At 54.5% G+C, this 19,405-nt stretch carries 14 protein-coding genes; 7 read left to right on the top strand and 7 right to left on the bottom strand.

Annotation, left to right across the window (positions count from 1 at the left end):
• Nucleotides 1-4: 4 nt before the first annotated feature.
• A complete protein-coding gene (locus Poly59_RS08810) occupies nt 5-472 on the bottom strand; it encodes a type II secretion system protein GspG (RefSeq protein WP_146533713.1) in 468 nt (155 codons plus the stop codon).
• A 724-nt stretch (nt 473-1,196) separates the two neighbouring features.
• Between Poly59_RS08810 and Poly59_RS08815 the strand changes: the two genes are divergently transcribed.
• Nucleotides 1,197-2,687, top strand: coding sequence for a hypothetical protein (locus tag Poly59_RS08815; RefSeq protein WP_146533714.1), 1,491 nt, complete (start codon nt 1,197-1,199; stop codon nt 2,685-2,687).
• A gap of 13 nt (nt 2,688-2,700) precedes the next feature.
• Here the strand turns inward: Poly59_RS08815 and Poly59_RS08820 are convergent, their stop codons facing one another.
• Both Poly59_RS08820 and Poly59_RS08825 read right to left on the bottom strand, forming a co-directional pair.
• Entirely contained in the window at nt 2,701-3,363 is a 663-nt protein-coding gene (locus tag Poly59_RS08820; protein WP_146533715.1) for a hypothetical protein, read from the bottom strand.
• Nucleotides 3,360-4,703, bottom strand: coding sequence for a hypothetical protein (locus Poly59_RS08825; RefSeq protein WP_246151498.1), 1,344 nt, complete (start codon nt 4,701-4,703; stop codon nt 3,360-3,362). The genes Poly59_RS08820 and Poly59_RS08825 overlap by 4 nt, the downstream gene beginning before the upstream one ends.
• Before the next feature lie 354 nt (nt 4,704-5,057).
• Here Poly59_RS08825 and Poly59_RS08830 point away from each other — a divergent pair, with 354 nt between their 5' ends.
• From Poly59_RS08830 to Poly59_RS08845, 4 genes are all read left to right on the top strand, one after another.
• Nucleotides 5,058-6,020 carry a DUF1570 domain-containing protein gene (locus Poly59_RS08830; protein WP_186776107.1) on the top strand — a complete coding sequence of 321 codons (963 nt, stop codon included), beginning with the start codon at nt 5,058-5,060 and terminating at the stop codon, nt 6,018-6,020.
• Between the two features lie 414 nt (nt 6,021-6,434).
• Nucleotides 6,435-8,309, top strand: coding sequence for a CotH kinase family protein (locus Poly59_RS08835; protein WP_246151499.1), 1,875 nt, complete (start codon nt 6,435-6,437; stop codon nt 8,307-8,309).
• Nucleotides 8,306-9,082, top strand: a complete 777-nt coding sequence (locus Poly59_RS08840) for a polyphosphate polymerase domain-containing protein (protein ID WP_146533718.1) — start codon at nt 8,306-8,308, stop codon at nt 9,080-9,082. Before Poly59_RS08835 ends, Poly59_RS08840 begins: the two co-directional genes overlap by 4 nt.
• A complete protein-coding gene (locus Poly59_RS08845; RefSeq protein ID WP_146533719.1) occupies nt 9,075-9,761 on the top strand; it encodes a DUF4956 domain-containing protein in 687 nt (228 codons plus the stop codon). Before Poly59_RS08840 ends, Poly59_RS08845 begins: the two co-directional genes overlap by 8 nt.
• A 15-nt stretch (nt 9,762-9,776) precedes the next feature.
• On the opposite strand, the gene Poly59_RS08850 is transcribed toward Poly59_RS08845, so the two are convergent.
• From Poly59_RS08850 to Poly59_RS08865, 4 genes are all read right to left on the bottom strand, one after another.
• Nucleotides 9,777-10,232, bottom strand: coding sequence for a hypothetical protein (locus Poly59_RS08850; RefSeq protein ID WP_246151500.1), 456 nt, complete (start codon nt 10,230-10,232; stop codon nt 9,777-9,779).
• Nucleotides 10,193-11,185 (bottom strand): HD-GYP domain-containing protein, encoded by a 993-nt coding sequence (locus Poly59_RS08855; RefSeq protein WP_315852571.1) that lies wholly within the window; start codon nt 11,183-11,185, stop codon nt 10,193-10,195. Before Poly59_RS08855 ends, Poly59_RS08850 begins: the two co-directional genes overlap by 40 nt.
• 410 nt (nt 11,186-11,595) lie before the next feature.
• On the bottom strand, nt 11,596-12,654 hold the full coding sequence (locus tag Poly59_RS08860) for an NAD-dependent epimerase/dehydratase family protein (RefSeq protein ID WP_146533720.1): 1,059 nt from the start codon (nt 12,652-12,654) through the stop codon (nt 11,596-11,598).
• A gap of 148 nt (nt 12,655-12,802) precedes the next feature.
• On the bottom strand, nt 12,803-16,192 hold the full coding sequence (locus tag Poly59_RS08865) for a serine/threonine protein kinase (RefSeq protein WP_146533721.1): 3,390 nt from the start codon (nt 16,190-16,192) through the stop codon (nt 12,803-12,805).
• Between the two features lie 344 nt (nt 16,193-16,536).
• Between Poly59_RS08865 and glgA the strand changes: the two genes are divergently transcribed.
• Both glgA and Poly59_RS08875 read left to right on the top strand, forming a co-directional pair.
• On the top strand, nt 16,537-18,042 hold the full coding sequence (glgA, locus tag Poly59_RS08870; protein WP_146533722.1) for a glycogen synthase GlgA: 1,506 nt from the start codon (nt 16,537-16,539) through the stop codon (nt 18,040-18,042).
• 141 nt (nt 18,043-18,183) lie between these two features.
• Nucleotides 18,184-19,341, top strand: a complete 1,158-nt coding sequence (locus Poly59_RS08875) for a galactose-1-phosphate uridylyltransferase (RefSeq protein ID WP_146533723.1) — start codon at nt 18,184-18,186, stop codon at nt 19,339-19,341.
• Nucleotides 19,342-19,405 lie beyond the last annotated feature (64 nt).

Below are 19,405 nucleotides of genomic sequence, written 5' to 3' on the forward strand. Positions count from 1 at the left end.
GAAGCTACGACCCTTCAACGATGATGTCGTCTTCGGTATTGGCTTGTCCGTCAACTCCACCACTGCGGATTTCGTAGGTATTGCCGTTGACGGTGTAAACGAGACTGTTTTCCCACGCATCGGTGGGGATTTCGTTGATGATCGGAGCGACCCATTTGGCTTTTTTGGCCGCGTCACTCGGTCCATCGCGAAGGGCCTCGAGCGTTTCGGGCAGCGTGTTCATCCGGATCTGAAACATCTGGATATTGTTTTTCAGACCGTTGAGCTGAGTTTTTGTCGCATTGACCTTCGCTTCCGTCGATGCACCGCCAATATTGACAGTCACGATGCCGCCAATCACGACCAAAATGGCCAGCACGAGCAGCAGTTCAAGAAGGGTAAAACCAGCGTTCTTGAGACTGTGGTTTCGACGGCTAGTGGCGTTGATTGAGCGGGAACTCAGACGGCGGGAGCGGGAAATTCGGCTTCGCATGGCTGATCGGTGGCTTCCGAGCTTTGTGGGAGGGGAGACTTGGCGGGCAGCGATGAACGGAAATCCAAAGACAGGATTTCGCTACCACTTCCCGCCTATAATAACCACGAAACAAGACAAAGGTTTCGGTTCTTGACAGTTTGATCAAGCGTTCACCTCCGATCCGGGTCGAGGGTGGCTCAGGGGTGCCTCGTCAATCGCCCAACCCGGACGGATCTGGGGCTGAAGGACCTGCCTGGAAATTACTCCAGCAGCCACGAGCTCAAATTCACCCTCCCGCTTTCGAAAGGGTCGGACGCCATCGCGACCGGGGGAGGGCCGAATGCAAAACCCTCTCCGGCCACGACGGCGTCCGACTCTCCTAGAGGGAGAATGAAATCCGAAAATGATCGCCGTACGATTCCTAAACGTCCCCCAAACCGCCCCGGATTCGGGCTAACGACGGACCAAACTGGGGCCAGACCGACCGAAATCGGTCCGTATCGGCGTCCGCCAAAGACCTTTCCAGGGGTCGGTCAACCGGCGATCTCGGCATGATCGCGCGGTTTAGGGGACCAGAATCGCCAAATGAGCTCCAATTGAGCAACTCAAACCCTAATTATGTTCTTCGGGCGGTAGAATAAACGTATCGATTAAATAGGGTGTAGTGGCGGCTCGAAAGTTTTCCGATCACCGCACCCAACTCTTCCCCGCTTCTTTCGCTTCCAAAACGCACGAAACGACTATGGTGGCTCGCGACGATTCCGTTATCCGAGGCAGCTTGATTGCCTGCATGATCTTCTTGGTGCTCTCGGTGGCACTGAACTTCTTCTTTTGGCGCAGTGGTAATTTTCTGGCCCAAGAGGCCGAAACGACCAATGCCAGGATGCAGACGATCTCCTCGACCAACCAGAACATGGAGAACCAAATCAGTCGGTTCAAAGCCATGCTCGGGCAAGAGCAGTTCACCCAGGACCAGATCGACAAGATGCGAGAGAGCGCTTCGGACGATCCCGTCATGCAAGCGATCGAAGAACAGTACATCAAAGACATGTCGTACTTCGGCAGCGAAGTCGAACCACAAGATCGCAGCTACCCTCGACTGCCCGAGTACTTGGTTAACGCTATTCGCGACCGAAACGAGCAGTACGCTAACGCTCGCGGCGAAGCGACCAAAATTCGCACCGATGCGGAAGCCGAAATCGCGATCGCGCAGAACTCGAAGCAATTGGCCGAGCAAAAGGCAGACGAAGCCAACAAAAAGGCTGCCACCCTCGAAGTCGCATTCGACGAAGACCGCGCTCGCATGAACCTGGAAAAAGAAAACACTCGAGACAAACTCAACGAAACTGTTCAAGACTTTGGCAAGTTCCGCTCACGTGCTGGGGCCGAAGCCAAGAAGCTAACGGATGACAACGAACGTCTGCTCGGAACAATCGACACGCAAAAGACTCAACTCAATCGGCTTCGCAACGACCAGTTCGAAACCACCCAGGGCGAAGTTCGATACGTCGTTCGAGGTGGGAATGTCTGCACGATCAACTTGGGTTCGGCCGACGCGCTGCGTCCCAACGTGACCTTTGGCGTCATTGACGCTGACGACATTCGATTGAAGGACGCCAAAGTCAAAGCAACCATTCAGATTACCCAGATCCAAGGGCCTCACTTAGCGCTGGCACGCGTGATTGCGACTCCTGAAATCAAGAACCCCATCATCCCAGGCGACAAAGTCTATTCGCCATTCTGGGCACCTGGACGCCGCGTCAAGATTGCACTTGCCGGTGAAATCGATATCGACGGCGACGGTCGCCCCGACAACGATGCGATCAAAGGACAAATCAAAGCAGCAGGCGCCGAAGTTGCCGCCGAAGTATCCCCATCGGGTTCGGTCACTGGCAAGCTTGACGCTAGCGTTCGATTCATGGTGATCGGCAAAGACCCTGAATTATCCGAAACAGCTTCAGACGACCCTCGCAACGAAGCCGCACTTCGGGCGATCGCTCGTGTGAAGGATCAAGCCAACGAACTGGGCATCACAGTCATCCCGGCTTGGAAGCTGCAAAGCTACTTGAAGGCGATCGACGATACGCTGACGACTCCCTTGGGATCCGCAGTCCGCGGCGACGACTTCCCACCGGAACCGATGAAGGGACGCCCGCGTCTGCCAACCGACATTTCCGAAATGTACAAAGAACGCATCGACGGAGATCAAAAAGGCAACACGATTCTGCCTTAGTGACCAGCGGCAATTAGCGATCCTGTTGGTGCAACGAATCGACAAACCAAGTCACCTTGGTTTCCGATTCGCTGGCAACCAAATTCTCAAACAAAGCATCGGCCGCATCGCGGCGAAGCTTTGACTGGTCAGCCAAGTCTTGGAACTGACCGCCGCCGTACTCGTCACGGTGAGCCTCGAAATAACGCTGCAGATTATCGGGCGTCATTTTGCTTTTCAAATACTGTGCCCACGCCGACGACCAACGAATGTCGGCGATCATGGCCTCGCTCGTCGATTGCCGTGCCTTGGCCAGTTCGTCGATACTTGTTCCACGCTGCTTGGCTTCGCTGGAATAACTCTGGACTCGTCGATCGAGGCTATCTGCCAACGATTTACCGCCTAACTTCATCAGTGCGTTCATCGCCAGGTGCCGACGAACCAACAACAGCGCCGTTGCACGTTTGACGTCTTCACCCACGCGGACAAGATCACGTGCACTGATCCGCTGAGTCAAAACCAAATTGATCTCGCCCACGTAAATCGCCTCGCCTTGCACCGCAGCGTAAGGGTCACCTGGCTCGATGTCGTCTTTGGCAACGCCCCCGACAATCTGCTGGGCAGTGTCTTGAGCAACCGTTTCGCCCGCCAGTGAAACGCAAACAGCGGCGGCAAGCAGGAAACTCTGTATTTTCATGGCAGCAAGATGTCCTGAATCACAAACGAAACTTCGCTCGGAACCACCGCGGTAGGCGAACGATAAATCAATTTCGATTCGCCAGCGGTATCGCCAAGATCGAACAAATATCCAATCCCGACACCGGCGGCCGTCTGTCGATAGACCTCGTAACCCAAGTGGTCGGCCCGCGATCCATCTTTGCGAAGCACGTGAACCTCGTTCTCGAAAATCCAGTGACGGTGACTTTCCAGCGATCGATCAGCGTCTTTCAATTCAATGCCAACGCGCACTTCATGCAGCGGCCCGTTGGGACGCAGCGATTCAATTTCCACGGTCATCGAATCAATCAGCGTCTTTTCGCCTACATTCGAAAGCGGCATCTCGAACGTTTGCTTTTTCCCCGGTAATAACGCCCGAATCAAGCCGGACAGCGATTCAATTTTGCCTGGTTGCCCGGCTGGCAACTGCATTGGCAAAAAGAACTCGCTGAATGCGATGTCGCTGTTCGTCGCCACATCAATGGTCTCGCCCGATTCTTGTGGCTTTAGCTTTTCGCCGTCATCAAGTTCGCCCGACAACTGAGCAATCGGCAGCGTCAATCCAATCGGTGTTACTCGCGGTTGCCAGGCAATCTCGATGCTGATGTTTAGCCCCGAAAGCGTCGGATTGTTCAAGCTGCGCCGCGACGTCACCGCCGTTGGTTCGATTCGGTAAACACCAGCGTAAGCTGCCGAATCGACTCGCGACGGTCGCTCGGGATCGCGAGACACTAATTTCAGTGTCGATTCGTCACCGGCATAGAAGTTGATGTCTAGGTTCGCCTGGTCAAGCACAAGGTCGACCGCGTGCCAGAATGAAAGCGGGGTAGCGACAGGATCGATTGCCAGCGAAACATCGGCGTCGTGATCAAACTCGACACCGCTGTCCCGGCTGATCGCTTCCAAGGCATCACCCAGCGTCGAGACATCATCAAGCATCACGCGAATGGCATCGGATTCCGTTTCACTTTCCGTCCGCTGTTGCATCAAGGTTTTACGAACTCGCGAAAGCCGCTCGACCGCCTCAATTGAGATTCCCGGCTTCGATTTCGGAAGAAACTCCAGCGCCGCTGGCCCCGCATCGATAAGAGCCCGCTCAGCTGCTTTGCGTTTTGACAAACTATCGGCATCCAGTTCATCGACCCACTGCAGCACATCGGACTTCAAGTCAACGGCTTGCTGACCGGCAACTTCCTGACCGTAGGCAATGACCGCCGAACTAACCACTGACGGACCAGCCAACAGCGATGCCGCAACCACAAGTCCTCGTATCGTGCGAAGTCTCCCGTTCAGTCGCTTCGTCGTTACATTCCGCATCATTCGAATATTCCTTCGCGTTCGTCCAAACGAAAAACGTGATTTGCGTGTCATCGGGCAGGGACGGTCGGGGGGCGATCGTAATTCTAACCTAGCCTTCGATGTGGCAAGTCTGTCTGGCCGCGTTTTATCGTTGCTGGACAACGTGCTGAACTCGACATTGCACAGCAATCCGCCACCGATCTCGTTCGGCCATTCTGCGTTACGACATTCTTCCTGGATTGCTTGATGATTCCCGCTCGCCTATCAACCTTGATAACGACCACTGTGCTGCTCCTGGCCACATTGACCGGGCGCAACTGTGCCACGGCCCAATCGCCCGCGATGGTTGAATTCTCAGCACTCGGGAAAACGCAAATGGGATTGCCGCTCCTGAAACTGGCTCACGAAACGGTGATCCTAGGCCGCGATGGCTGGATGCATTCGCTCAACCCCAAATCTTCGTCCTCGCAGATTCGTCAAACCAACCAACCCTACGAACCGATCAGTGTGACCGAACTTCGCAACGAGCTGCGAGCCGAATTCCGGCATGGCTTTGAAGTGCTCGCCACCAAGAACTTCCTCGTCGTCCAGCCCGAAGGCCGCGGCAACCGTTGGCCGACCCTGTTCGAGCAATCGCACCGCGGCTTCACCGACTACATGACCAAGCGGGGTGTCAACGTGCGAGAAGGACGGTTCCCGATGGTTGCAATCGTGCTGCCGGATGAAAACGCGATGTACCGCGAGTTCAACAAGCTCGATATCGAGGTCAGACGAGTCGCCGGGCTGTACTCGGGCGAAAGCAATCGAGTGATGACTCATGAAGGCGGCAACCGAGAACAAACAGCGGCGACCGTGCGGCACGAAGCGGCACACCAATCCGCCTACAACTCGGGCGTCCACAGCCGCCTGTCCGAAACGCCTCGCTGGATCAGCGAAGGTATCGGTCAGATGTTCGAACCAGCCGGAATGACCAACGCACGTTCGTCAACTCGCTTGAACGATCGCATCAACCAAGAGAGTGTCGGATTCATCAAACAAACTTACAGTGGTCGCGACGACCACCGGTTCGCTCAATCGGTGATGCAACTGATCAGTGACAACACAATGTTTGAAAACCCAAATCAAGTCAGCGAAGCCTATCACGTCGCTTGGGCAATGATGTTCTACCTTGCCGAACGAGAAAGCCCAAAGTTTGCGAATCTATTAAACACGACTGCGTCACGTCCAGCGTTCCGCGACTACCCACGCGCCGATCGCATCAAGGACTTTGAACGAATTGTTGGATGTGAGGTGATGGAGTTCAGCAAAAAAGTCAGTTGGTGGATTCAGTCGATCTAAGGCTGGCGTGAAGCCAGCGAGGATTCGGGAACCGGCATGCACACCGCATCGCAACGTTCCTATCGAGCAACGTTTCCTATCGATGCGACGCGGCTCGTCTGAGCCTTCGCTCCTTCTTCATTGCGCAGAACAAATTGCGTCGCCACGGGGCCTCTAAGTCCTGATATTTTTGCTGCTGCGTTCAGCGAACTTGCGAGAACGATCGCGCAAAATTCCCCCGCGTTCTTTTTCTCTGCATTCTGGCGTTTCTCTGCGGCGGATTACGATCTTGCTGGCAACCATTGAATCAGAGAGAGCCATTGGCACTCTGTTTCGATCACCATTGCACCCAGAGTTTCCCACATGTTTCAGCGGTCATTCTCCACTCGGACAAAGATCTTCGCGAGTCTTGTTCCTTTGTGTTTTGCACTGCTTTTGACTGTTGGAGCTCAGCCACCGGAGTTTGGCCCGCCAGGATTTGGGCCGCCGGGATTTGGGCCAGGAGGCCCCGGGGGACCGCCGGGAGGGCCTGACCGTGAACTGCTGGAGCAATTCGATGCTGACAAAAATGGCTGGCTTCAAGTCGACGAACGAAAACAAGCACTCGCGTACTTGAATGAAAACCCTGCGCCGCAGCGAGGTTTCGGCGGACCCGGCGGAGGGCCTGGTAGCGGACGGGGCGGAAAAGGTTTTGCCCCACCCGATGGTGATCGACCAGCGCGTGACGGCGAGGGACCTAACAACCCCGACCGCGGTAGATTTGGTGGGCCAGGTCGCGGAGGCCCAGGTGGCGGAGGCCCAGGTGGCGGTGGACCTCCGGGAATGGGACGTGGTCGCCCCGAAGCAACCGAAGGCATGAAGGTCGAAAAATCGTCTGTCAAACCTTTGCAAGCCGACCTCTATGACACCAGCGTCCTACGAACCATCTTCATCGACTTCGACAATCCCGAATGGGAGAAAGAACTCGAAGCCTTTCACGGCAGCGATATCGATGTCGCTGCAACTCTGACCGTTGACGGCAATACGTACCCTAACGTCGGAATTCACTTCCGGGGTGCGTCGTCCTACGGCATGGTCCCCGCGGGATACAAACGGTCACTCAATGTCTCGATGGACATGGCGGACAAGGACCAACGTTTGCTCGGATACAAGACGCTGAACTTGCTTAACGGGTCAAGCGACGAGTCGATGATGAGCAGCGTTTTGTATTCGCACATCGCTAGCCAGTATATGCCGGTCATGAAAGCGAACTTTGTTCGTGTCGTCATCAATGGCGAGAACTGGGGCGTCTACTCAAACGTGCAACAGTTCAACAAAGAATTCTTGAAAGAGAACTACCAGTCCGACGAAGGGGCAAGATGGAAAGTCAGCGGCTCACCTCGTGGCGGTGGTGGAATGGACTATCGCGGTGAAGATCCCGACAAGTATGGGCATCCCTACGAACAAAAGTCAGGCGGAAAGAAGGCGACGGCTAAAATGATCGAATTCTGTCGCGTGCTGGATCAAACACCGCCCGACGCATTGCCTGCGGCACTCGAACCGATTGCCGATGTCGACGAGTTGCTGTGGTTCTTGGCACTCGACAACGCACTGATAAACTCCGATGGATATTGGGTCCGCGCCAGCGACTTCAACATCTTCTTGGACGAAAACGACAAGTTTCACTTCATCGCCCACGATATGAACGAGGCGTTTCGTGGTGCAGGTGGTGGCCCGGGCGGTCCCGGTGGACCTGGTGGCCCAGGCGGAGGTTTTCGCGGTGGTCCAGATGGACGCGGTGAACCAGGTAGTCGTGGGCTCGGCGAAAGACGGCCTGATGAACGACGACCTGGCGATCGAGGTCGTGAAGATCGAGGTCGTGAAGAACGAGGACGTGAAGAACGAGGACGTGAAGAACGAGGACGTGAAAACTTCGGCGATCGTGCTCGCAGCATCGCCGCTTCCTCGCCATTGGAACTCGATCCACTGATCGGACTCGACGACGCCAGCAAACCGCTTCGCAGCAAATTGCTAGCTGTGCCTGCGTACCGTGAAAAGTATCTTGCAAACATTCGCAAGATTGCCGAAACATCACTCGACTGGAACAACATTGGACCGTTCATCGAATCCCAGACCGCGCTCATTGACGAAGCGATCAAGACTGAAACGCGAAAGCTCGGTACCTATGAAGCGTTTGTCGCGGCAACCCGACCTAAGACCGACGAAGCCCCTGCCGAACATACCCAGCAATTTCGTGGCGGTCACGGCAGCATGAACTTGAAGGAATTTGCCGATGGACGTCGTAAATTTTTGCTAGAGAAAACAAAATGACGGACAACCAAATCCACGACAAACGCATCGAGTTGAAATACGTGCTTGATGCCAAACTCTCGCTTGAGGTTCGCCAATGGGCACGCGAACACCTTGGCGTCGATGGACACTGTAACGACGCACTTGGTGACAGCTACGACGTCAACACGCTGTATCTGGACACCGCCGAGTTGGACATTTTCCATCGATCAAGCGATTTTGGCAAAGCGAAACATCGCATCCGTCGCTACGGCGACGATTCAACGCTATGGGTCGAAACCAAACGTAAGAAAGCCAACGTGGTCAAGAAAAATCGAACGGCAACTAGCGAACAAGAAGTGGAATCTCGACTAACCGATTTGTCGGACCAAACCGCTTGGTGCGGCGATTGGTTTTCGGATCGGGTCGTCCAACGTCAACTGCAACCCACCGTTCAAGTTCACTACCGCCGTTTCGCACGCACGTCCATACTTGGTGGCGAAAGCCTGCGATTGACGATCGACAGCCAACTGCAAGCCAGTCCAATTGACGGCTGGAATGTCGCATCGACTTCGGACGTAGCGAATCATGCGAAACGAATGGCAATCACCAGCGACGAGATTTTAGAATTGAAATTTCACAACCAGATGCCGCACCTCTTCAAAGAGTTGCTGCGGACTTTTGCGATTCCCGCGACCGGCTTTTCGAAATATCGAACGGCAGTTGCAAACATCCCGCGTCTTCGATTCGTCATCACGGATGTTCACGCGGGAATCCTATCCCAGGCCATGGTCGAGGAAACGGCGGATGCCTGAATGGCTCAATAGCTTGCCCACGGATGTTGACCCCGCGATTTCGACGCTCGTGATTCGCTTGGTCGCCGCCTGGGCTTGCGGATGGATCATCGCGATGATCGGTCGCGGAAATCGTCCTCCGGGAACTCGCGATACGCTCTCGCTGACGCTGATCCTGATGAGCATCCTGATTGCGATGGCAACTCAAATCATCGGCGACAATATCGCTCGTGCGTTTAGTCTGGTTGGTGCTCTCTCGATCGTCCGATTTCGCACGGCCGTGCCCGAAACTCGCGACGTCGCTTTCGTTCTTGCCGCGGTTGTTGTCGGCATGGCAGTTGGCGCAGGCCAATACTGGGTATCCGGCATTGGCTTGATCACGGTCTCCCTGGCAACTCGGCTCTTCGGCGTTTTCAATCCCAGTATCGACAAGACCAATACCGAAAAATTGGCGAGCAAGAAAAACACCTGGCGGCTAAATCTCAGAGTCGGTTTGCACACCGTTGGCGGCTGGGAAGCAGAACTAGATCGGATGACTGAATCCTACGTACTGATCAGTGCCGAAACGGCCCGCCGCGGTGGATCCTTAGAACTTGTCTATCATTGCCAACCGCACGAAGACTTCGACGCCAGCAAACTGATCGCTTCGCTCAACGCAGTTCCCAACGTCGAATCAGCGTCGGCAAAAAGCCTCTCGTGATTGAAAGCCGCGACGCTATTGCACTGCATTAAAGGCGTTTTGAAAATCAAATGCTTCCGGCCCTGGATCATGTCGTCCCATCAACTTTGTACCGATTTCATAGCACTTACTGGTGATACGTCGGGCTCGGACGACATGAAGCTGGACCCAGAAGGTCGGCAGAATCAATCGCAATTGTTCTTCGGGAAAAACTTGAAAGGGAACCAAGATTCCAGCGCCGATTCGCGAAAAGTCTCGCGTGTAAACCACGACCGGATCGGTCGATCGTTTACAGAACGGCAGTGTTCGTTCGAACCACATTAGTCCGTATGTGCGAATTCGCAGTCGCCGGTTGTTGCGAGCATCTTCGGCATAGGCCGTAATCTCACCACGCTCCTCGAAAAAGTCGGTCCACTCGACTGGCAACTCAATGTCGCAGTCCGTTGACTGGATCAACTCGCCAAATTGCGTTGGATAATCGATTTCCAACATGCAAGTACCTCCGAATCAAAGTGGGTGCCGCTATCTCGCTGCAGCAGCGCAATTGCTTTGCTACGCGTCATTGGTGTTCGGTACGGACGCTGACTGGTAAGCGCTTCAAAGACGTCGACCACAGCACATATTTTCGCCCACGGGTGAATGTCATCGGATACGCATCCGACGGGATACCCCTTGCCATCGAGTCGTTCGTGGTGCTGATAGGCCATCATCAACTGACCTTCATTCAGGTCATCACGATGTGCCAGCTTTTTAAATCCCAATGTCGGATGCAAACGAATTATCCGAAATTCATCATCATTCAATTTGCCAGGTTTGCACAAGATGTGCTCACCAATTTCCAGCTTGCCCAAATCGTGAAGAAGTCCGCCGGTTGTGATTTTCTCGACGTCCTCTTTTGAATAGCCAAGTTCATTGGCTAGCAACCCAGAATAGAACGCAACGTTTGCCGAGTGGGTGAATGTCGCGTAATCGTGGTGAAGCACTTGGAACAAGTCGCTAACGGTAAACTCATCTTGAGTGATAAGTTCTGTGGCCAGAGAACCAAGTTTTTCAGCCGCGTTAACGGTCTCGGTCACATCGTCTCTTTTAAAAGCCGATTCCAGAACATCACGCACTACTTCGTTCAGTGCGCCAACTCGAGCAGTCAGCGGGAAGGCATCAGGCCCCGAAGTCGTCGCTACTTTGCGTAAATATGATTGGTAAACCGAACGCGAAGCTTTGTTAATGAACAACCGCGTCACGCCACGGTGCTTTAGCCTCGATAAGTCATCCAAGGTCAGCGGATAGTCGGCGGCACGGTACAACTTGCAATGCTCTGATTCCGTTTCCTGTCGGAACAGATCCAACCCCACTACCTCAGTCGGCAGCAGTGTAGAAACACTGATCGGGATTAAGTCGGTGACGAACATTTCGCGGTACTGTCTTGCTGTCGTGTGAGGGGGCACGGTCGGGTATCCAATAGAAGCTAGGACGCAGTTGGTGACGCGTCTGGTCGCTAAATCTAGATTCCCCCCCCTCCGTAGGATTCCAGGTCTGCTAACCTGAATGGTCCGAATAACCCGAACTGCGGCCCCCACCTTTGTCGATTTGACTCGCAACAGAGTTGGTAAGGGCACCGTCAGATCAAAGTCTGGTGGAAACAGCGTGCTCGGACGCATTTCCGGCCGGGTTACCACGGCGACGCGGATGGAAACAGCCGATTTGCCAGCGAGCATCACCCGCAGCGAAAGAAGGGGACGAGTCTCCCACGTTCGAAAGACTCACCGGGCGATTTGACAAGCCACAGAAATTGCGGATCGCGAACGGCTTACGGGGTCACAAAGAATCTCGTAGGCAATTGCAGACGAGGCTGGACCTACGCCTTAGCAGCGAATTTAGCTTCTTCTGACGCAATCATTTGCGCCAGAATATCTTTTAGCGACACACGGATGTCCCATTCGGGATAGTCTCGTTTTAGCTTGCGTAGGTCACTGATGTAGCAGATGTGATCGCCTTTGCGGTTGTCATCACCGAGCTTAAAGTCGATTTTGTAACCGCCAATTTCTTCGATTAACGCAATACATTCCAAAACGCTGGCCGCATTGTCGCGTCCACCACCAATGTTGTAGACCTCACCTGGTCGCGGATTTTTGGCGAATGCTTCGAACGCCTTAACGACGTCGCTACATTCGATCTGGTCGCGAACCTGCTTGCCCTTATAGCCGAAGATGGTGTACGGCTTGCCGGCGACGGCAACGTGAACCAGATAACTAAGAAAACCGTGCAGTTCGACACCGCTATGGCTGGCACCGGTCAAGCAACCGCCGCGGAAAACGCCAGTCTTTAATCCAAAGTACTTACCATACTCTTGTGCCAGCACGTCAGCAGCAGTCTTCGACGCGCCAAACAACGAGTGCATGGTTTGGTCGATTCGGCACGATTCATCGATGCCATGAAAGTCCTTTTTATCGGCATATTCCCACCGGGTTTCTAACTCCGACAGAGGCAACTCGTTCGGTGCATCGCCATAGACCTTGTTCGTACTCATATGGCAAAACGCCGCTTCGGGCGCAAACTGCCGAGTGGCTTCCAACAAGTTCAGGGTCCCGTTTGCGTTGACCTCGAAATCAAGAAACGGAATATCGGCCGCTTTGTCATGCGACGGTTGGGCGGCACAGTGGATGATTAGGTCCGGCTTTTCGTTCTTGAACAGATCAAGGATCCCATCTCGGTCGCGAATGTCCAGCGACACTGTGCGGAAATTGTTCGTTTCAGCTTCCAACCGCGACTGGTTCCATCGCGTGCTGCCGTCCGGACCAAAGAATGTCGCCCGCATGTCATTGTCGATCCCAATGACTTCGTCGCCTAATGCGTCCCAGTGACGAACCGCGGCAGACCCAATCAAACCACTCGAACCGGTCACTATCACGCGCATGGATCAGACTCTTTCAACAATATAAAAAGCGGAGGACGTTTCCCCTGAGAGTGTAATTGAGGCTCGGGAATCTTAAAGACGCTTTCATGCTGAAACCTGGTAACGCATGATTTCAGACCTCCCCAGGTGATTCATGTTGCCAAATTGGCTATTTTGGCTGAAATTCTACCGGCAGATCAAATTGATTCTCGGCTGCTTGACGCGTCGTCACTAAGATTTCTTGCTTTCCCGGGTTCGCTGGATCGTCGGCCACAACCCAAATCAAAGCCTGCTTCGGATCATCGGGGCCGGTTGCCGTTTTGTCCGGATTGGCCCCCACAACCAGGTCCGTCAGTACCGTCCGCAACGAAAGGTCCGTCTTCGCAAAGCCGCGGATTTGCTGGTTCTGGGTGATCCCCATTTTCTGTAGATCCCCGCCAATGATCCGAACCGGCGGCAGCGTTGACCCTTCGGGTAGAGTGCGTACAAACTCGGCAACGATCACGTCGATTGCAAATTCTAGCGATTCTTGGTCAAACGATACCGACATCTTTCGGTCCAACATTTCTGCAACCGTCAATGGCTTTGCTGATGCCATTTTGGTTGTAGCAGCGGCCGCAGATGCGGTTGTGTTGGCTGCCAACAGAGTCGCCAGACTCACCTGCGACACCGCGCTGGCGGGCAAGTAGGTGTTGGCAACGATTACGTTGTCAGAAATACCATAACGAAATTGACCCGAGACGAATCGCATCATCGTCGGTAACCGCGACGCCAGAAGTCGCCAAGATGGATCCGGCGACGCATCAATGACAAACTGATCAGCCCATTTCGGCCAAGCATCAATCGCGTCCTTGATGTCACGCATCAGCGAGGCTTCGCTAATTCCGCCATTGGGCGTAACACGCAGCTCGCCAAAGACCAACCCGTCATCGGCATCGGCCGTGATCAGCATCGCAGACAGGTTTGGAATCAACACTGACCGCAGCGACGGAACCAACTCGGGAACCGATGAATTCAAAATCGATCGTCCATCGGCAAACAAGAAGTTAGGCGTCACCAGTGCAACCAAGTCGGCCTCATCGCTAGTTCCATTCCACAGCGTTCGCAGTGATCGAGCGAGTGGAATCGATTCACCTTCGATCGATGCCACTTCACTGATCCGGTCCAGCGGCCCAACGGCGTAACGGGAAATCATTCCACTTTCAATCTCGCTCGCCAGCAAAAAGAACGCATCCGCATCCATGGCATCGCTCGCATAAACGGTGTCCCCCTCACGTGTCTTCGATGCTCCGACTTGCCATCGATCGGTGAGCTCGCCGAGCGGTTGGGGCTGCACCAATTCGATCGCGAGCGACCACTCGGGATGGCCGTCTTTTCCGGGGAACAGACCGACCGAACAGCGACTGATCCAATCCACCGGAACCTTGGATCGAAGCACCACCGCGTCAATCAATTCCGTCACTTCTGGCGAGAGAGCATCGAGGATGGGCTTGCCAGTCTGTGACGAAAGGATCGACGCCAAGCGAGCCGACACGATCGCGGCCGGACCGGGCGGTAGCAATCCCAGCGGAGCCGGTGCTTGGCCTGCTGGGAAAGGCGGTGCGTACAGCAACCCATCGTCGTCAACCACTTGATAGGCGACATCGTCAGCCCGTGAGTTGGTCGCAGCTTGACCGATTGCGGGTGATTTTGTTTTAGGACTTTGACCCGCCAAATCCGAAGCTGAAGGTTTCGTTGCCGTAGGGATCGTCTGATTGGAAACCGCTGGAATCACCGCCGGAATGGGTGGCCGTTGCTTTCGCTTTGCGACCGGCTGCGTCGGATCGGTGACCAGCAAGGCGATGAACAATGCCAAAACCACCACGGAAAGTGCCGTCAATACAATCGGAGCTCGATTCGTTTTCTTGCGTCGTCGCCGGAGTGTCCGGGAAGTCGACGTGTCAGCGGGTGCTGGTGGGGCATCCGAAGCGTCCGCTGCCACTGCGCCGGTTGACGAAGTCCCCACTTGATCCGCGCTGCCGACCTTAGCCTCATCAACTGACTGATTGCTTGACGACGATTCGTTGCTCGGCAAGTCCGATAGCGTCTCGGGCGAAGCAGCAGCGACCTGCGCCGATTCGGTTGCAGGCTCGTCTGCGACTGGCGATGGCGTCGTCTTTGGCGCCGCAGGTTTCTTGGGGCGAATGATCGAAGACGCCACCACCGGCGATCTCGAGTCCTTTGTCTTCGTTGCCGGCTGCTTTACCTGCGGCGACGAATTTGTTGTAGCTGCCTTTACAGGAGCTATCTTTGTGGCTGCTGACTTTTTCGAAGTCGTTTTTCGCGATTCGGGTTGGGCAGGCGTCGCAGCGTTCGACGTTTTGACTGGCATGGCTTCGGCGGGCTTCTCTTCAACCGCAGCAATCGATTCAGTTTCGATCGATTCAGTTTCCAACGATGGCAAGATCGCTCGCAGCGCCGCCGACAACTGATCAACACTGAGGAAGCGTGACGCCGGATCTTTCGCCAATGCGTAGGCCAAGACACGGTAAATCGGATCCCCCGTTTCACCCTTGGCGAGCGCTTCGGTCAATTCTGGCGGCGTTTCGGTCTGATGTTGCCGCAGGGTTTCAGCCACTGAATCCGCTTGAAATGGAAATCGCCCTGACGCAATTCGAAACAACAGGCAGCCGAGACTGTAGATGTCGCTTGCTCCGGTGCAAGCAGATGCCTCGGGCGACGTCGCCGCTAACTCGGGAGCGATATACAGCGACACGTCCACAGCCGTGTCCAACCACTGAGTGGTGGTGTCGCCCAACCCAGTCACAGGCGGTCCGGCCGGATCTCGCAACAAAATCGGATTGCCATCGATACCGATCCAAACTCGGTCTGCTCGCACACCGCCATGAATCAATTGCTGGGCATGCATCGCTGACAGAGCATCCGATAAGACGATTCCATACTCGCACGCACGTCGCGGATTCCCCTCGCTGGCTTGCTTGGATTGGGCTTGCTTGGATTTAGCTTGCTTGGATTTAGCTTGCTTGGATTTAGCTCGTTCCGGCAACTGATCGGCCAGCAGTCCGCCGGGGTGAGCGACAACGCCGACAGAAAGTGCACTGAAGACGCCCAGATATTCTCCGATCGGCTCAATCTCTATCGGCTGTAGCGATGGCTGCACGACCTTGGCGTGAAGGTCCAGCCAGGGATTTCCCGATGTGGTTCGCAATAAAAAACCGCGTTGCCCGATCACTGACGGCCCATCGGCTGACTGCCCGCCACTTGCGGCTTCAATTCGTTCGACCTCGATCCAACGAGTCATCGGTGACGGCGGTTGGTTGGACCGTACCCTGAATGCCCCCAACCTCAAATCCCCTTGTGGGTCGGCGGCCAAACACTGGCTTTGAAAAAGGGTCAAATGGCCGCCAGCAACCATAAAATCGGCCAATTCATTGGCGACCTTGGGCGGCGTCCCCTGGTGGGCCTCAGCAAATTCCGTCGCCAATTTTTTACACCCAGCCGCATCCAAGATGCCTTCTCGCACCAACCGGGTCCAAAATTCGCTCAGTCCGATCGACATGCCGCAAGAGCTAACAAAAAGGTGTGAACAAGGCCATTAATTACTTCCGCCGCATTCTAAACGACGGAAGCCTCTTCTGCTTCTGGGGGCAATTTGACTGGGATTTGACTGGGCAAGCTCATAGAAAAACAGTCTTTCGTGGCCTAGGATTCCAATATATTCGGCTGCCGATCAGCGTTGCGGTTTAGCTTGATTGTATTGGTTAAGGTGACCGAATTGAGCACCCAGACACGCGAATACTCTGGAAGGAGTCGCACCAGCGTCTAATCTGTGCCACGGTTGAAGTAGTTTGTTGCGTCCTGTTTTGCTTTAAATTTGCACTTTCGATAGTTTCGGGTGATTTGTTGAACATCGTTTATCTGACAACTGAAGCTGTGCCGTTTGCCAAGACGGGTGGACTTGCTGACGTGTGTGGCGCTCTGCCGATGCGGGTGGCCGAATCGGGCAACCGTACTGCTGTGATCATGCCCGCGTTTCGCAGTATTCGACGGTCGGGAATTCCCATCCAATCGACGGATATCAGTTTCGCCGTTCCGATGAGCCCACAGAAACTGGTCGGCTGTCGCTTGTTGAAGAGCACCCTTCCCGATGGTGAGACACCAGTTTGGTTCATCGATCAACCGCAGTACTTCGATCGCGACGCGCTTTACGGAACCTCGCTTGGCGACTATGGCGATAACGACGAACGCTTCGCATTCTTTTGCCGTGCGTCGATCATGGCCATGGCCCGGATTGGTTGGCCCGTCGACATCGTTCACTGCAACGATTGGCAAACGGGCCTGGTACCGGCAATCATGAAGGCCGATCCCAATTTACCGGAAACGCTTCGTGACGCGTCGAGCGTTTTGACGATTCACAACCTGGCTTACCAAGGGCACTTCCCTCGTGAATCGTTCGCCTGGACGGGGCTGAATTGGCGTCACTTCAATCACGACGAGTTTGAATTTTACAATCACCTGAATTATCTAAAAACAGGAATCATCAGCTCTGACGTGATCACCACCGTTAGCAGCAAATATGCCGAAGAGATCCGCACCGACGAACATGGTTGCGGACTCGACGGAGTACTTGAATCCGTGTCCGAGCGTGTCTTTGGGATCACCAATGGCATTGATGAAACGATCTGGAACCCGTCTTCGGATCCCAATTTGACGACCAACTTTGGCGTCGAGAATTGGCAGTTCGGAAAAACGCAAAACAAGACAGCACTACAAGAACGTTTCGGTCTGGAAGTCAATCCAGATATGCCGATGATTGGACTGATTGGACGATTAGCCAGCCAGAAAGGGTGGGACTCGATCGTACCGGTGATTCGCCGGCACTTGCAGGAGAACCGACCGACACAGTGGATTGTCTTGGGAAGCGGCGATGCACGCTACGAACGCGAGCTACGTGAACTTGCATCTGCCTATCCGGACCAATTCGCGCTGCACATCGGATTTAGCGATGAACTTGCGCACCAGATTGAGGCGGGCAGCGACATGTTCGTGATGCCAAGCCTTTATGAACCCTGTGGTCTGAACCAACTGTATAGTCTGCGTTATGGCAGTGTTCCCGTCGTAACGCCCACCGGTGGCTTAGCCAACACAGTCGTGGACTGCACCGAAACAAGCTTAGGTGATCGTACGGCCACTGGGTTCTATATCTATACGAACGATCCCGACGGAGTCGATGCTGCGATTGGCCGCGCGTTGGAAATGCGATTCCATCATCCGGACGGATGGGCCCAAATTGTGACCACCGGGATGATGCAGGATTGGTCTTGGACCAAGAGCGCGAAAGAATATGTTCAGCTCTACGCGGAAACGATCGCCCTTAAAGTTCCGCCAAAGCGCAAGCTCGCCAAGTAGGCAAATAAATTGGTGTCGGCACGCATTTTCTGGGCGACAAACGCCAAGCCAATGTTGTACGATCGGGATCAGAGGGACTGCTAGCGATGACACAGCAGGGGGGTCAGAGCGTCCCAAAATTCTGACGATGGCAGGGTGGACATGTTTGAGACAGCGCATGAACAATCGACCGCTCAACCTTCGCCTACTGCCACAGACCTGTCCAATCAACATCCTTCATCGGAGTCTCGGCTAGACCCGTACTCGGGTAATTGGACGATCTTCGCTCCTCAGCGAACCGAGCGTCCCGACGAATTTGTCGATCAAGCTCCGACGATCAAGACAGACGTCGCGTGCCCATTTTGTCGAGGCAACGAAGCAATCACGCCCCCTGCAGTTTGGGCTAGACACATTCCTGAAACAGCGCGGCTGTTTCGCAATGTCACCTGCTGCGAGGAAGAGGAAGAACCCTGGTCGGTTCGAGTGGTGCCCAACAAATACCCGGCCGTGGGCGATCTGCAAAGCGATTCCAAAACAGCATTTGATTCAGGCGCGGGACGGCGTGATTCTGGCTTATTCCAAAGTGGTTGCGTGTCCGGTGGGCATGAAGTAATCATCGAATCGCCACGCCACTTTCATTCGTTAACACAGTTGGACATTGCTGAAATCGACCTGGTTTTCCAGGCGTACCGAGATCGAATCAAACATTATCGTTCGATTGAAGGCATTCAATACATCAACGTGTTCAAGAACGTCGGCTACGACGCTGGTGCTTCGCTGACCCATTCGCACAGCCAGCTTGTCGCCCTCAATCAGATTCCTCGCCCCGTCGAGAGGATCGTTGAACGCATGAGCCACCATCGCGCTTCCACCGGTTGCTGTTTGCGATGCGATGTAATTCGCGCTGAGCGAAAAGCAAAAGAACGAATGATCGCATGCGACGAGACCGTGATCGCTTATTGCCCGTTCGCCAGCCAATTGCCGATGATGGTGCGGGTCACCACCCTGGAACACCAATCGCACTTCGAAAATCTTGATGACCGAGCACTCGAGTCGGTTTCACGAATGGTGTTTCGCGTGATTTCTTGGCTTGAAAAAATTCGCCCTGGCACGGCTTACAACTATTGTCTGAACACATGCCCGCCCGGTGTGAATGATCCATCCGACTCATTCCATTGGTCGATCGATATCTTTCCACGGATGTCGCACGTGGCTGGATTTGAATGGAGCAGCGGTTGCATGATCAATCCGGTTCTTCCCGAAGCGGCCGCAGCAATGTTCCGCAAATGCGCCGCTGCCAACAGCCCCCGGCGCCGCTAGATTCTGCCGCTAGATTCTGCTGCTAGTTTGGCGTTACGATTCACGCTCGTTGCATCTTCGGCAC

Source organism: Rubripirellula reticaptiva, assembly GCF_007860175.1.
In the GTDB taxonomy this organism is placed as follows: domain Bacteria; phylum Planctomycetota; class Planctomycetia; order Pirellulales; family Pirellulaceae; genus Rubripirellula; species Rubripirellula reticaptiva.